At 59.3% G+C, this 14,709-nt stretch carries 10 protein-coding genes, 1 tRNA gene and 1 rRNA gene; 9 read left to right on the plus strand and 3 right to left on the minus strand.

The genetic code is table 11. The annotated features are described in order from the left end of the window. Nucleotides 1-12: 12 nt before the first annotated feature. Nucleotides 13-2,923: ribosomal RNA gene (locus tag O8W32_03490) — 23S ribosomal RNA — on the minus strand. 334 nt (nucleotides 2,924-3,257) lie between these two features. After that, nucleotides 3,258-3,671 carry a DUF61 family protein gene (locus O8W32_03495; GenBank protein WII09899.1) on the minus strand — a complete coding sequence of 138 codons (414 nt, stop codon included), beginning with the start codon at nucleotides 3,669-3,671 and terminating at the stop codon, nucleotides 3,258-3,260. A gap of 194 nt (nucleotides 3,672-3,865) precedes the next feature. Here O8W32_03495 and nifB point away from each other — a divergent pair, with 194 nt between their 5' ends. The 6 genes from nifB to O8W32_03525 all read left to right on the plus strand — a co-directional run bounded on the left by nifB (nucleotide 3,866) and on the right by O8W32_03525 (nucleotide 11,264). Then, a complete protein-coding gene (nifB, locus tag O8W32_03500) occupies nucleotides 3,866-5,107 on the plus strand; it encodes a nitrogenase cofactor biosynthesis protein NifB (GenBank protein ID WII09900.1) in 1,242 nt (413 codons plus the stop codon). 92 nt (nucleotides 5,108-5,199) lie between these two features. Continuing rightward, on the plus strand, nucleotides 5,200-6,981 hold the full coding sequence (locus O8W32_03505) for an ABC transporter ATP-binding protein (GenBank protein WII09901.1): 1,782 nt from the start codon (nucleotides 5,200-5,202) through the stop codon (nucleotides 6,979-6,981). Then, nucleotides 6,978-8,060: an ABC transporter transmembrane domain-containing protein gene (locus O8W32_03510; GenBank protein ID WII09902.1), complete on the plus strand. Its 1,083-nt coding sequence runs from the start codon at nucleotides 6,978-6,980 to the stop codon at nucleotides 8,058-8,060. Before O8W32_03505 ends, O8W32_03510 begins: the two co-directional genes overlap by 4 nt. Next, nucleotides 7,973-8,725 carry an ATP-binding cassette domain-containing protein gene (locus tag O8W32_03515; GenBank protein ID WII09903.1) on the plus strand — a complete coding sequence of 251 codons (753 nt, stop codon included), beginning with the start codon at nucleotides 7,973-7,975 and terminating at the stop codon, nucleotides 8,723-8,725. The genes O8W32_03510 and O8W32_03515 overlap by 88 nt, the downstream gene beginning before the upstream one ends. Before the next feature lie 81 nt (nucleotides 8,726-8,806). Beyond that, nucleotides 8,807-10,579: an alanine--tRNA ligase gene (locus O8W32_03520; protein ID WII09904.1), complete on the plus strand. Its 1,773-nt coding sequence runs from the start codon at nucleotides 8,807-8,809 to the stop codon at nucleotides 10,577-10,579. Between the two features lie 145 nt (nucleotides 10,580-10,724). Then, the gene (locus O8W32_03525) at nucleotides 10,725-11,264 is read left to right on the plus strand and encodes a cob(I)yrinic acid a,c-diamide adenosyltransferase (GenBank protein ID WII09905.1); all 540 of its coding nucleotides are present in this window, start codon (nucleotides 10,725-10,727) and stop codon (nucleotides 11,262-11,264) included. Nucleotides 11,265-11,335: 71 nt separating this feature from the next. Here O8W32_03525 and O8W32_03530 read toward each other — a convergent pair. Continuing rightward, nucleotides 11,336-11,411 (minus strand) — tRNA-Ala (locus tag O8W32_03530). Nucleotides 11,412-11,643: 232 nt separating this feature from the next. Between O8W32_03530 and aroC the strand changes: the two genes are divergently transcribed. The 3 genes from aroC (at nucleotide 11,644) to O8W32_03545 (ending at nucleotide 14,699) form a co-directional block, all read left to right on the plus strand. Beyond that, the gene (aroC, locus tag O8W32_03535) at nucleotides 11,644-12,678 is read left to right on the plus strand and encodes a chorismate synthase (GenBank protein ID WII09906.1); all 1,035 of its coding nucleotides are present in this window, start codon (nucleotides 11,644-11,646) and stop codon (nucleotides 12,676-12,678) included. Between the two features lie 88 nt (nucleotides 12,679-12,766). Continuing rightward, nucleotides 12,767-13,315 (plus strand): chorismate mutase, encoded by a 549-nt coding sequence (locus O8W32_03540; protein WII10041.1) that lies wholly within the window; start codon nucleotides 12,767-12,769, stop codon nucleotides 13,313-13,315. Between the two features lie 169 nt (nucleotides 13,316-13,484). Continuing rightward, the gene (locus O8W32_03545; GenBank protein WII09907.1) at nucleotides 13,485-14,699 is read left to right on the plus strand and encodes an ISL3 family transposase; all 1,215 of its coding nucleotides are present in this window, start codon (nucleotides 13,485-13,487) and stop codon (nucleotides 14,697-14,699) included. Nucleotides 14,700-14,709: the final 10 nt, after the last annotated feature.

Raw genomic sequence — 14,709 nt, forward strand, 5'->3', positions numbered from 1 at the left:
ACTGCTAGACCACATCCAGCGGCAAAGCCGTTAGTAAGCCAGGACTGAATACCTCGGATGGCCTCGGTACTTACATCCGGCTCCTATCAAACTCCTCATATACAGAGTGGCTTATAGTGCCTCTTTTTCAAGGTTGCTTCGAGCTTAGATGCCTTCAGCTCTTATCAACTACCGCGTGGCTACTCAGCTTGCCTTGTCAGACAACTGATAAACTAGAGGCGACGAATCCATGTTCCTCTCGTACTAATGGATCCTTCTCGTCAGGCACTTACAATTCCATCAAAAAGCAACAAAACTGTCTCGCGACGTTTTAAACCCAGCTCACGATCCCTTTTAATGGGCGAACAACCCCACCCTTGGCAGCTGCTGCACCACCAGGATAGGGAGAGCCGACAGCGAAGTAGCAAGCCACGGGGTCGATATGAACTCTTGCCCGTGACAACTCAATTATCCCCAGGGTAATTTTTCTGATATCAATCACCCCCATTTGGGAGGTTGATTGGTTCGCTAAGCCATAGTTTCCTATCTCCGAACCCTATTGTCTGGTTCCGAGTCAAGCTAGCTTTTACCTTTACATTCTTCGTAAGATTTCTGACCTTACTGAGCTAACCATTGGGCGCCCTTGTTATCTTTTTGAGGGCGTGGCGCCCCACCCGAACTGCCCGCCTATAGCTGTCCCCTCGAAAGGGTGAGTCGTAAGAAGCGATAAGGTCGGTATTTCACTGTCCTCTCGGAGCGATGCTAGCGCACCGTCCTGGGTAACGAGTCCCGACTATTCTACACATATCGCCTCCTACAACAACAACAGGTTGCAGTGAAACTCCATGGGGTCTTCGCTTTCAGATGGAATGATCTGGATTGTGCACCAGATTGATTGTTTTCACTAGCGTCAAGGTAGGGACAGTAGAAACCTCGTTGAGCCTTCATGCAAGTCGCCAATTAAGCGACAAGGTATTACGCTACCTTAAGAGGGTCATAGTTACCCCCGCCGTTTATCGGTCCTTCAACCGGTTGAAACCGGAGTTCAGATGCCGACACTGGGCAGGCTTCGGCCCCAATACACATCCTTTCGAACTAGCTGGGACCTATGTTTTTACTAAACAGTCGGATTTCTCTTGTCACTGCGACCAGTAACTCTCATTACTGGCACCCTTTATCCCGAAGTTACAGGGCTATTTTGCCGAATTCCCTTACCTTGATTATGCTAACACGCCTTAGGCTACTCACCTAGGGACACCTGTGTCGGTTCTTGGTACGATTCCTACAATTGTAACTATGGTGGGTTCACTGGGACCAGGGATCATCAGAAGCGGGATTTCTCCCGCATCATCACGCTTTCAGGAGTTTCTCACCATTACGGTTCTTCGCTCCCTTACACGCTTGAACAAGCAGACAAACTTGCTCCAACTACCCCGATCCTGCACCATAGGCAAAGAAAGTAGAAGTTCAGGAATATTAACCTGATTCCCATTCGATATCCTCGATTAAGAGATACCTTAGGATCGACTAACCCTTGGCTGACGAACATTGCCAAGGAACCCTTGCCCCTGCGGCGACATGGATTCTCACCATGCTATGCTGCTACTCACTCCATGATCCTCGTTGGTACACGGTCCATAGGACCTCACGGCCCTACTTCTGCCCATGCACCACGCCCCGCTATCAAATTACATTGCTGTATTCTTAAGTATCGGTACTCAGTTTAGCCCCGTCCATTTTCTGGGCCCATAATCTAGACCGGTGAGCTGTTACGCTATCTTTAAAGGGTGGCTGCTTCTGAGCTCACCTCCCGGTTGTATTGGACTACTGACGCCATTTCATGTTACACTTGACTGAGATTTGGGGACCTTAACTTAAGGCTGGGTTCTTTCCCTTACGGTAACCAAGCTTACCCCGGGTTACCTTGCATCCGATGTCTACGGTGAACGCAAGTTCGGAGTTTGACAAGACACCGAGAGGTTTCCCTCCCTAAGCATCCAATCGGTGCTCTACCTCACGTTCTGCCTCGATCGAAGTCTAGCTGCGACTAGTTTCGCGGGGAACCAGCTATATCCGGCCTAGATTGGCCTTTCACCCCTATACCCAAGTCATCCAAACGATTTGCACATCAGAACTGGTTAGCTCCTCCACCTCCCCTTCGGAAGGCTTCAAGCTGCTCAGGCATAGATCGACCGGCTTCGGGTCTCCGCACCATTGACTAAAGGCGAGCACACCTTGTCCCTCGTAAAAACTGCGGACAATCGGTTTCCCTTCGGCTACCTAATTTAATAGTTAACCTCGCCAATGACCAGAACTCCATGGATCGGTTTTCTAACCGAACTATACAACACTGGTCCACCATTGCTGGCTTCTTCCCTTTCATGCCGTATAAATCTATAACCGTATGGTTTCAGGTCTTTTCATCTCCCGTTAAGGGTACTTTTCAGATTTCGCTCACGCTACTACTGCACTATCGGACTAGAGTAATATTTAGAATTGGAGGCAAGTGTCCCCCATCTTCACGCGAGATATCCAACTCACGTTACTCTGGACATCCATCAATCTCCGTACAGACCTTCTACTAAGGGGCTATCACCCTCTATGGCGTAGTTTTCCAACTAACTTCGTATATTTCTGCCCAAGGAGTAAATGGGTCCACACCACATCTCCCCATGCTTTCACATGAGGATTCAGTTTGTTCTATGCCGCGTTCGATCGCCTTTACTAGCGGTATCTCGGTTGATTTCTTTTCCTGCGGGTACTAAGATGCTTCAATCCCCCGCGTTCCCTGTCATTACTGACAATTCCGAAGAATAGGAAGTCCCATTAGGTGATCGTCGGATCATAGGCTTCTTGCACCTTCCCGACGCTTATCGCAGCTTGACACGACCTTCATCAGTTCTCTAGCCGAACCATCCCCCATACGGCGTAGCAACGCCGCTGGCGTATGATCTAGCACACGTCCAGGTTTCGTATGATCGATCGTCATAGGGTATTGTTCCGCCTCTCTTCCTGTGCGGTACCCTCAATCTCTTCCCCGCATGAGTCATCCTCACCGGGTGCATGATGATGAGTCAGGTTTCGCGCCCAACTCAGCAAAAATCCCAGATGCGAGGGTTATATTTAAGCCTTCGCATTCAGAAGATTTTCGCTGTTTTTAGGCAGCGAGCCTTCCCTCTATAATTCGCAAGTAATTCTTGCGGATCACACGATGTTACACATCGCGCATACCCCTCTACACACAAGTAGTATATATAATTAACGGGGGACCGGTTTCGTCACGGCGTGAAAACTGTGAAAATGAGGCCAGGAATGCATTTTTTGAGCCTCATGAGGTCCGGGTAGTACAGGCGGATGCGGTCTTCGGAGTGCACGCGGCGCTCGAGGATCCTGGCGACGACCGCCGTCTCGACCGTTCCGTCTATCTTCCAGCCCCCTTCCTCGGAGGTTGTGTCCGTCGAGACGAACAGCGGAAGCTTGAGCAGTATCTTCTCCTGGTCCGTGCAGATCGAGCTGAGGTAGTCTATGCCGGCCCTGCTGAAGGATGCCTTCTCCCCGCTGCGCGTCTCGAAGGTGTCGCCGCCGTTCTCTATGTAATCCATGAGCGTGCGGCGCCTGACTGGCAGTTCGCTGTTCATCCCTGCGAGCATCGCCTTGATGTTGCGCGGATCGTCCTCGATGCCGAACTCCATGCTCTCCCGGCCCTCCTTCGTCTTCCTTTGCCTTTATCTTATTTATTATATTAAAGGAGGTAAGAAACATGGCCGGGCCGCTGTGCCTGCCGCCGGGCGGCCGCAGGGCCCTTCTCCGCGCACGTGATGCCGGATACAACGCAGGCCTGACGGGCCGGCAACTCGCTTTATAACTGCACCCGATACGTGGTCGCGTGTCTGTCAATCCCGAACTCGAGAAGGCTCTGCAGGAACACCCGTGCTACAGCGAGGCCGCCCACACTGCCTATGCGCGCATGCATATCCCGGTGGCCCCCAAGTGCAATATCCAATGCAATTTCTGCAACCGCAAGTTCGACTGCAGCAACGAATCCCGCCCGGGAGTCACCAGCGAGGTCCTGACCCCGGAGCAGGCGGCAGCGAAGATCGCCTACGTGCGCGAGCACGTCCCCAACCTGAAGGTGATCGGCATCGCCGGGCCGGGGGATCCTCTGGCCAACGAGGAGACTTTCGAGACCCTCGCCCTCGTGAAGGAGAGGTTCCCGGACCTCACTCTGTGCATTTCGACCAACGGCCTCGCCCTGCCGGACAGCGCGGAGAGGCTGTACGGCCTCGGCGTCAGGTTCGTCACCGTGACAGTCAACGCCCCGGACGAGGAGACCGGGGCCGAGGTCTACGGATCGGTCATCTGGGAAGGCAGAAGGCTCACCGGGAGGGAGGGGGCGCGGATACTGCTGTCCCGGCAGATGGAAGGGATCGAGAAATGCGCCGCCCTCGGGATGCTGGTGAAGGTCAACATCGTGATGATCCCCGGGAAGAACGCGGACAGGATCCCCGAGATCGTGAAGATGGCCAAGGCCAAGGGGGCCTACATTGTCAATATCCTGCCGTTCATCCCCGTGAAAGGGACCGCTTTCGAGAACCTCCGCCCTCCGACCGCGGAGGAGAGGAAGGCCCTCATGGACCTGTGCTCGGCGGACGCCCGCATGATGCGCCATTGCCGCCAGTGCCGCGCGGATGCCGTGGGCCTGCTGGGAGAGGACCGCTCGGCGGAGTTCGCCGGCTGCGGGTACGGGTCCGGCAACGGCTGCGGGCCTGCGGAAACCGGCCCTAACATGGTATCGTTCCGCACCGGGAAGTACGTGATAGCGCTGGCCTCCGAGAACGGGAGGAACGTCGACAGCGGCTTCGGCAGCGCCTCCCGCTTCCTTGTATACTCAGCTGACGGCCCGGACATCAGGTTCCTCCGCGAAGTCCGCCCGGCCGATCTCGCGAAAGAAGTGGCAGGGCGGTCCCACAAGGAGCATGTAGAGGAGATCGTGACCCTTCTCGACGACTGCGACATCATAGCCGTGAAGGAGATCGGAGATATGCCGAGGGCGGTCATCGAGGGACGTGGGAAAAGGGTCATCGTCACCGAGGGCGGAGTGAGGGAGACCGTGTCCTCGGTGCGCTGATCCCCCGCCGGGCATCCCGGCGGCCCTGTTTTCCCTTTATTTTGGTTTTATCTCCATTTTTTTAATATATTTAGGAATGCTTAAATTATTTCATGGAAGCAAGAAAGAGGCTGAGAAGGCTCACTGCCTATGCCGGCCGCTACAGGTACCTGACATACGCCTCGCTGGTGCTGTCGACGGCGAGCGCCCTCCTGTCCGCGGTCCCGTATTATTACATATGGAAGATACTGGACGAGATCATCGGCTCGATGCCGGATTACAGCGAGGCCGACGGCGTGGTCGGATACGGCATCGCCGCCCTCGCCTTCACAGCGGCCTCGGTCCTGGTCTACATATGCGCCCTGATGTGCTCGCACCTGTCGGCCTTCCGCATCGCCAAGAACATGAGGAAGGATATGCTCGAACGCATCCTGAGCCTCCCTCCCGGGGCCCTTGACGCAGCCGGGACGGGGAAGATCAGGAGGACCGTCTTCGATTCGGCGGCCGCCACCGAAACGTACATGGCCCATCAGCTGCCGGACCGGGCCGGCGCCTGCGTCCTGCCGGTCGCCTTCGCCGTCCTGCTGTTCCTATTCGACTGGCGCCTGGGCCTGGTCTCCGTGCTCGTGGTCGTCATGGCGGCCGCCGCCATGCTCAGCATGGCAGGCGGAAAGGCCCTCAGGAAATCCCTGGAGTCCTACCAGACGGCGCTCGCCGGCATGAACCGGGAGGCCGTGGAGTATGTGCGCGGCATGTCCGTGGTGAAGACCTTCCAGCAGACCGTGGACTCATTCCGGGAGTTCAAGGCGTCCATCGACGGTTTCGGCGAGTGGGCCGTGAAGTACACCATGTGGTGCCGGAAGCGCATGACCGCTTTCGTGGTCATCTCCAGTTCGGCCATCTCCCTCCTGATAATCACCGCCCTCGCCCTGAACGGCGGGACGGACTGGTCCTCGGGGTTCCTGTCCGACTTCATCTTCTACGTGGTGTTCACGCCCATCATCTCGCTCCTCCTGCTGAGGATAATGTACTCGAGCAGGGAGGGGATGATCGTGGACGATGCCCTCGCCCGCGTCGATGAGCTCCTGGCACAGGAGCCGCTCCCCGAGCCGGAATCCCCGAAGGCCCCCGAGAACATGACCGTGAGGTTCGAAGGAGTCACGTTCACCTATCCGGGCTCGGAGACCCCTGCCCTGAGCGGGGTCGACATGGAGATCCGCCAGGGGGCCGTGACCGCTCTCGTGGGTCCCAGCGGGAGCGGGAAGAGCACCGCCGCCGCCCTGGCCTGCCGGTTCTGGGATCCGCAGGAGGGGAGGGTGACCATCGGCGGCATCGATATCAGGGACATCGGCAGCGCGAAGATGGGCGAGATGGTCTCGTTCGTGTTCCAGCGCAGCGGCCTGCTCAAGGACACCCTGCTGAACAACGTCAGGGCCGCCCGCCCGTCGGCGACCGAGGAGGAGGTGGCCGAGGCCCTGCGCAGGGCTCAATGCAGCGACATCGTGGCCAAGCTCCCCGAGGGGCTCGGCACCATGCTGGGGCCCGGGGGAGCGCACCTCTCCGGCGGGGAGGTCCAGAGGCTGGCCATCGCCCGCGCCTTCCTGAAGGACGCGCCCATCGTGATCCTCGACGAGGCGACGGCGTTCGCCGACCCGGAGAACGAATACCTCGTCCAGAGGGCCTTCGAGGAGCTTTCCGCCGACAGGACGGTGCTGATGATAGCGCACCGCCTGACCACAGTGCGCCGGGCAGACCGCATATACGTGATGGACGGAGGGAGGATATCCGAGTACGGGACCCATGACGAGATGGCCTCCGGGAACGGCAGGTACAGCCGCATGTGGAAGGAGTACACCGAATCCGTCGACTGGAAGATCGGGGGGACGCCGCAATGACGCTGAGATCGCGCACATGCGAGCGCCTGGCACTCACCGACGAAGGCTATGACAACTACGTCAGGAGCACGGCCGGCAGAGTGGCCTTCAACTGCACCCTCATCATACCCGTGATGGCGGCGTTCCTGCTCATATGCGACGTCATGGGAGACAACAGCTACGACTTCGACATCAGCGTCTGGGTCTATGCGGCCATCCTGTGCGTTTCCGCCGTCCTCTCCTATGCCGTCTACCTGTGGTCCTACGACCGCTCCTACACCGATGTCTACCGGGAGAGCGCGAACGTCCGCACGGCGATAGCCGAGAGGCTCAGGAAACTGCCGATGTCCTTCTTCGAGAAGAAGGACCCCACCGACATCACCGAGAGGATCATGGGGGACGTGACCCAGCAGGAGCAGGCCATGTCGGAATGGTTCCCGCTCATGGCGAGCGCCATGATCTTCGTCGGAGCGATGAGCGTGGCGATCCTCCTCTTCAACCCCCTGCTGGGCGCCGCCGCCCTGTGGCCCGTGCCGATATCGATCGCCATGGTGTTCCTCTCCAAGAGGGTCCAGAACAAGTACAACGGCCGCAAGGCGAAGGCCCTCCTGGAGGTCAACGAGGGCATACAGGAGTACCTGGAGAACCTGTGCGACCTGCGCACCAACGGCGCCGGGGAGGAGTACCTCGCCGGCCTGAACAGGAAAATGGATAAAGCCGAGAAGAGCCAGATATCGGCGGAGCTGGCGGTTTCGGTCTTCGTGGTGGCCGCCCAGCTGCTGCTGAAGTTCGGCATCGTGACCACGGCCGCCGTCGGAGGATGGATGCTGACCGAAGGCAGCGTCAGCGTCTACGTGTTCATCGGCTACATCATCCTGGTAGGAAGGGTCTACGACCCGCTGGACCAGGCGCTGCAGATGCTGGCCGCCATCAACTCCGCCGAGTACAACATATCCCGCCTGAAGGACCGGAGCAGACCGGCAGGCAGGATTTCTCCCCGAACGGGCATACCGTGTCGTTCGAGGACGTGGGATTCTCCTACGAAAGCGGGAACGCTGCCCTCAGGCACATCAGCTTCACGGCGGAGCAGGGCACCGTGACCGCCCTCGTAGGGCCCAGCGGGAGCGGCAAGAGCACGGCGGCGAAATTGGCGGCCAGGTTCTGGGACATCGATTCCGGGAAGATAACCCTGGGCGGGACGGATATCTCGGAGATCGATCCGGAGACGCTGCTCTCGCATTACTCCATCGTGTTCCAGGACGTCGTCCTGTTCAACACGACCGTCCGCGACAACATCAGGGTCGGGCGCCGGAACGCAACGGATGAGGAGATCGAGGCAGCCGCCGAGGCGGCCGCCTGCGGGGAGTTCATCAGCAGGCTGCCTGAAGGGTACGATACGGTGATCGGCGAGAACGGGGCCAAGCTCTCAGGCGGCGAGAGGCAGAGGATCTCGATAGCCAGGGCCCTCCTGAAGAACGCCCCCGTCATCCTCCTGGACGAGGCCACCGCCTCCCTCGACGCCGAATGCGAGAGCCAGGTGCAGAGGGCGATATCCGCCCTCATAAAGGACAAGACCGTGCTGGTGGTCGCCCACAGGATGAGGACCGTCCGCAATGCCGACTGGATCGTGGTCCTTTCCGACGGGGAGATCGCAGAGCAGGGGACGCCCGGGGACCTCCTGGCCAAAAAGGGGATCTTCGCCGGGATGGCGGAGCTGCAGTCCTCTTCCGGCAGCTGGAAGATGGGCTCTGCGGACAGGGCCTGAGGGCGGCCCTGCGCCCCCGGGCCTTTTTTTAAACTACTTATAGGGGCACCCTATAGCGCGCACACATTCGGAAGTGCGCGCATGGAAGCACAGGAACTCAGAGAAGCATACATCAATTTCTTCAAAGCAAGGGGCCACGTCCAGATCCGCTCGGCCTCGCTCATCCCCGAGAACGACCCCACCGTCCTCTTCACCACCGCCGGGATGCATCCCCTCGTGCCCTATCTCCTGGGCGAGAAGCACCCAGCCGGGAAGCGCCTCACCGACTTCCAGAAGTGCGTCAGGACGGGCGACATCGACGAGGTCGGGGACGCCAGCCACCTGACGTTCTTCGAGATGCTCGGGAACTGGTCCCTGGGCGACTACTTCAAGAAGGAGTCCATCGCCTGGAGCTACCAGCTCCTGCAGGAGGTCCTGCACATCCCGCCCGAGCAGCTGGCCGTCACCGCCTTCGCCGGCGACGCCGATGCCCCCAAGGACACCGAGACCGCCGAGCTCTGGAAGGCCCAGGGCATCGCGGAGGACCACATCTTCTTCCTCCCGAAGGAGGACAACTGGTGGGGCCCCGCCGGCCAGACCGGGCCCTGCGGGCCCGACACCGAGATCTTCTTCATCGACAAGACGAAGAAGCCTTGCGGGCCTGAATGCCGCCCCGGCTGCCACTGCGGGTACTACACCGAGATCTGGAACAACGTCTTCATGCAGTACTTCAAGGACGCCCAGGGGAAGTTCTCGCCCCTGAAGCAGAAGAACGTCGACACCGGGATGGGCCTCGAGAGGGCGCTCCGCGTCGTCAACGGCGTCGAGACCGTCTACGACACCCCGCTCTTCACCCCCATCCTCGGCAAGATCGAGGAGCTCTCCGGCAAGCCGTACGCCGAGAACCAGAAGGCGTTCCGCGTCATCGCGGACCACATGCGCGCCTCCACATTCCTCATCGCCGATGGCGTCGTCCCCGCCCGCATGGGCGGAGGTTACATCCTCCGCAGGCTCATCAGGAGGGCGAGCCGCTACATGAACCAGCTCGGTGTCGAGGGAGCTCGCCTCTCAGAGATCTCCGAGGTCGTCATCCGCGACTACAGCAAGGCCTACCCCGAGCTCAGTGAGAACAAGGAGAACATCCTGAACACAGTCTCCGCGGAAGAGCAGAAGTTCCATTCGACCCTCAAGAAGGGGCTGAGGAAGCTCGACGAGGTCATCGCCTCCTGCGGCGACTCCAAGGTCCTCGACGGGAACGAGGTCTTCCACCTTTACGACACCTTCGGGTTCCCCATCGAGCTCACCAAGGAACTCGCGGCAGAGAAAGGCTACAAGGTAGACGAGGAGGACTTCAAGAACAGGTTCAAGCAGCACCAGGAGACCTCCAGGATGGACACCAACCAGGTGTTCAAGGGCGGCCTCGCGGACCACTCCGAGGAGACCACCAAGCTCCACACCGCCACCCACCTGCTGAACGCCGCCCTGAGGAACCTCATCGACCCCAACATCAGGCAGAAAGGCAGCAACATCACCGCCGAGAGACTCAGATTCGATTTCAACTTCGACAGGAAGCTCGAGCCCGAGGAGATCGCGAAGATCGAAAAGTACGTCAACGACGCCATCAAGGCCGACATCCCGGTGGTATGCGAGGAGATGACCCTCGAAGAGGCCCGTGCCAGGAACGCCATCGGCGTGTTCGACAACAAGTACGGGGAGCGCGTCAAGGTCTACACCATCGGTGACGTCTCCTGCGAGATCTGCGGCGGCCCCCATGTGAAGCACACCGGCGAGCTCCAGGGATTCAAGATCCTCAAGGAGCAGAGCTCGGCGGCCGGCGTCAGGCGCATCAAGGCCGTCGTCGGCAAATTCGACTGAAACCTCTTTCACGGGGGCCTCCCGGCCCCCGAATAATGGACGATGCCGAGGTCCCGTACGGATGCCTGTTTGACATTGACATCGGGGCGGCATGTGAACATGTCGGCAGCCAGTTTTATTCCGTTATAACCGCCATTCCACTCTCATGGAAGAAAGCCAGGACCCCAGGGAGCAGCTCGGATTGGTGCAGATATACACCGGCAACGGGAAAGGCAAGACGACGGCGGCCCTCGGGCTCGCTCTGAGAGCCTCCGGAAGGGGCCTGAAGGTCCTTTTCCTGCAATTCCTGAAGCCGGAAGGAGGATACGGGGAGCAGCTCGCATGCGCGAAGATCCCCGGCATAGACCTCATACCGATGGGGCTGGACCACTTCGTGGGAATAGCCAAGGGAGAGGACGTCGCCGCGGCTCACAGGTGCCTCAGCAAGGCCGCAGAACTTATGGGCACCGGCAGGTACGATGTGGCCGTGCTCGACGAGAGCGTGAACGCCGTCAGGCTGAAGCTGATCACCTCGAAGGAGCTCATAGACGTGCTCAAGGGCCGCCCGGAGCATGTGGAGGTCATCCTCACGGGGAGGGGCGCGACCGAAGACCTCGTCGATTATGCGGACCTGGTGACCGATATGAGGCTGGTGAAGCATCCGTTCGATAAGGGGATAGACGCCAGAATCGGGATAGAATATTGAACAGGCATCCCGGAAAACCAGCATCCGCGCATGCAGATGCACTCGGATCAGACAGCGAACAGGATATACAATGGTGGACAGTGCGCGATTTGAACGCGCGGCCTCCTGCTTGCAAAGCAGGCGATCTTCCAGCTGATCTAACTGCCCGTTAGCCCGTTAAACCTCAGGCTGTGCGGACGATTGAGCGGGCGGATATATAACTTTTCATGGCCCGCTTGCATCTCTGATGGCTGCAGGAGCATATGTTCCAGATATCCGGACGGAGGATACCGGCCGCCTGTCAGGGCATCGGCTTATTATATCCGCCGCGCATGGAAGAACGAGGAACCGGGGCGCGTCCCTGGTATGAACTATGTACGTCCTCGGCGAGAAACTCAGAATGTCCCTGTTCGGGAAGAGCCACGGCCCGTGCGTCGGCTGCATTGTCGAAGGAGTCCCGCAGGGCACGATCATAGATGCAGAGGCCGTCGCGCACGACATGACCCTCCGCCGCCCTTCCCCCGGCATCGGGACGGCCAGGCGCGAGAAGGACGAAGCGGTGTTCGTTTCCGGCGTCAGGGACGGGAAGGCGGACGGCAACCCGATTATCATCGAGATAGCCAACGCCGACACGGACGATTCCAAGTACCTCCCGTTCGAGGAGACCCCGCGCCCCGGCCACGCCGACCTGCCGGCGCTCCTTTCCATCAGGAAGTTCGACATCCGCGGCGGAGGGCAGTTCTCCGGGCGCCTGACGGCGCCGATCGTCGCGGCCGGCGCGATCGCAAGGCAGATACTGGAACGGAAGGGCATCCGCATCGCCTCGTTCTGCAGGTCGATCGGCACCGTGTCCGATGATGCCGAGCGCACCTTCGCGGACGCCGAGGCTTCCCGCGCGTTCCCGACCCGCGCCTGCAACGCGGAACTGGATTCGAAGTTCTCCGAGGAGATAATGGCCGCCAGGAAGGACTCGGACAGCGTCGGGGGGACGGTGGAGTGCATCGTATCGGGGCTCCCCATCGGTTTCGGCGGGATATGGTTCGAGAGCCTCGATGCGGAACTGGCCCATGCCGTGTTCTCCATCCCGGCCTGCAAGGGCGTCGAGTTCGGAAAGGGGTTCGGGCTGGCGAGGATGCGCGGGTCCGAATCCAACGACTGGTACCGCATGGACGGCGGCAGGATAGTCACCGAATCCAACAACATGGGCGGTATCGTCGGAGGGATGTCCGACGGGGCCGACCTGGTCTTCAGGGCCGCGTTCAAGCCCACGCCGACCATCGGGAAGAAGCAGGATACTGTGAACCTCAGGACCGGCGGGAACGCCGAGCTCTCCGCCGAGGGGAGGCACGATCCGTGCATCGCGCCGAGAGCAGCGGCGGTCGTGGAGGCCGCCGCAGCGCTGATCATCGCGGACCAGATGGAAAGGGGGTTCTGAAACGGCTGACGATTACCTCGAAGGGAAGAGAGCTGAGATCGCCGAGACCGACAGGGAGATCATAAAGCTCCTGAGGAAAAGGCTCGACATAGCCACCGACATCGGCCGCTACAAGGCCGAGAACGGCATGGAGGTCTACGATCCGAGCACCGCCCGCAAGGTCATAGACCGCTACCGCTACCTGGGAGCGGAGAACGGCATGGACCCGGACCGCTGCGAGGCCATCTGCCGCGCCATAATGGAAGAGTCCTGCGCCAACGAGGAGAGGGTGTCCGGCGCCCGGCAGGATGAGGCGCAGGATGAACAGCCGGAGGACACGCCGGACGACAACACTGCAGGCAGGAAAGCAGCGATGGAATACCGGAACACCGGCATCATCCTGGCAGCTGTGCTCATCATAGCCTCGGCGGCCGTTTCCTTCATCGGCAGCGATGATGCGGCCAACGCCGCGATAAAGTTCTGCCTTACGCTGCTGCCGATAGCCCTTGCGCTCTCAAGCTTCCTGCTGGCCTGGAAGGATGCGCCCGAGACCCGCGGAAGCGATGAGCTCAGGAGCCTCAGAAGGCGGACCTGGCTCTTCGGCGGGATATTCATCTTGTTCTCTGTGATCATGCTGGCCCTGTACGCGATGTACTGAGGCCGCGAACAGTCCCGCGGACATATCGCGGGAAAAAAATAAGGTTCTATAACATTTCGTGTGGAATCGGGCAGAGGAGCAGGCTCATAATCGATCATGCGCATACGCACCTGTGTGCGCCAAAAGGAGCTGTAAGGCACCTTCGCCGAAGGGCGAAGGATGCGCCCCGATGACATTGGAGCAGTCGATGAAATTCATCCTCGGGGTGGAGACCGATCAGTGGAAAATAACGGCGATCCGGGGAGGAGTGGAGGATGACGTGAAGGTCACCCACATCGACATGGATTTCATCGGAGACCCCGGAATATGTCCGGAGTGCGGATGCAGACGTTCGATCCACGACGCCAGGGTCAGGGTATGGAGACATGCCAATCTGGACGATACCGTCTGCTACATCCATGCCGCGATACCGCGCTGCATGTGTCCCAAGTGCGGGAAGATAACCCAGGCGGACATACCCTGGGCGGATCAGCGCGTGAGCTATACGAAGAGGTTCATGGAGGCGGCCATCGAACATATGGCACAGATGTCGCTTGCAGCGGCATCGAGGCTTCTCAAGGTGTCCTGGAAGGTGCTGGACGATATAGTCGGGGCCGTTGTCGACCGCCATCTCGATTCCATGGACCTGTCCGGACTGAGGCGCATCCGTGTGGATGAGACGGCGGCGAAGAAGCACCATAAGTACATCACGGCAGTGACCGACGCCGATACCGGGGATATCGTGTTCATAACCAAGGGGAAGGATTCCGATACCATCAGGGAATTCGCTGTCTGGCTCTGTGAACATGACGGCGACCCGCGGGCCATCGAACTGATCGCCACGGACTTCGGCGATGCGTTCATCGCCGGCGCCAAAGAATATCTCCCCAACGCCGAGCCGGTCTACGACCCGTTCCATCTGGTCCAGATCGCCAACAGGCATCTGGACCGCGACCGCGCATCGACGCAGATCAACGGCCAGAGGAGGAAATCCGTCCGTTACGCGCTGCTGAAGAACCCCGAGAACCTCCGTCCGGATGAGATGCATGAGCTCATGGACATAACCAAGGACAACGAGCTTGTAGGTACATCCTATCAGATGAAGGAGTCCCTCAGGCAGGTGTTCGACTACTCATACGAGCAGATCGATCTGGCACGTGCCCATCTGGTCAGATGGGCGCAGTGGGCCGCAGAGGAAGGATCCGCGGGTTTCAGAGCATTGGCCAAGACCGTGAAGAAGCATCTCGAAGGGATATTGAAGGCCATAGAGACCGGCATCAACAACGGCTACCAGGAATCCCTCAACGGCAGGGTGCAGCTGTCCAAGGGATTGGCGAGAGGTTACGGGAAGGAGATGCGTCTCGGAAGGATAGTGTTCTTCCGCGACAGCTGCAGGTCGTTATGAGCCTGCTCCT

The organism is Methanomassiliicoccales archaeon LGM-DZ1 (assembly GCA_030168595.1).
Taxonomy (GTDB): domain Archaea; phylum Thermoplasmatota; class Thermoplasmata; order Methanomassiliicoccales; family Methanomethylophilaceae; genus Methanomethylophilus.

Bases quoted from the DNA above. Each gene is read 5' to 3' on its own strand.
- O8W32_03495 (WII09899.1), bottom strand. From the start codon at position 3,671: ATGGAGTTCGGCATCGAGGACGATCCGCGCAACATCAAGGCGATGCTC.
- O8W32_03505 (WII09901.1), top strand. From the start codon at position 5,200: ATGGAAGCAAGAAAGAGGCTGAGAAGGCTCACTGCCTATGCCGGCCGC.
- O8W32_03510 (WII09902.1), top strand. From the start codon at position 6,978: ATGACGCTGAGATCGCGCACATGCGAGCGCCTGGCACTCACCGACGAA.
- O8W32_03520 (WII09904.1), top strand. From the start codon at position 8,807: ATGGAAGCACAGGAACTCAGAGAAGCATACATCAATTTCTTCAAAGCA.
- O8W32_03525 (WII09905.1), top strand. From the start codon at position 10,725: ATGGAAGAAAGCCAGGACCCCAGGGAGCAGCTCGGATTGGTGCAGATA.
- aroC (WII09906.1), top strand. From the start codon at position 11,644: ATGTCCCTGTTCGGGAAGAGCCACGGCCCGTGCGTCGGCTGCATTGTC.
- O8W32_03545 (WII09907.1), top strand. From the start codon at position 13,485: ATGACATTGGAGCAGTCGATGAAATTCATCCTCGGGGTGGAGACCGAT.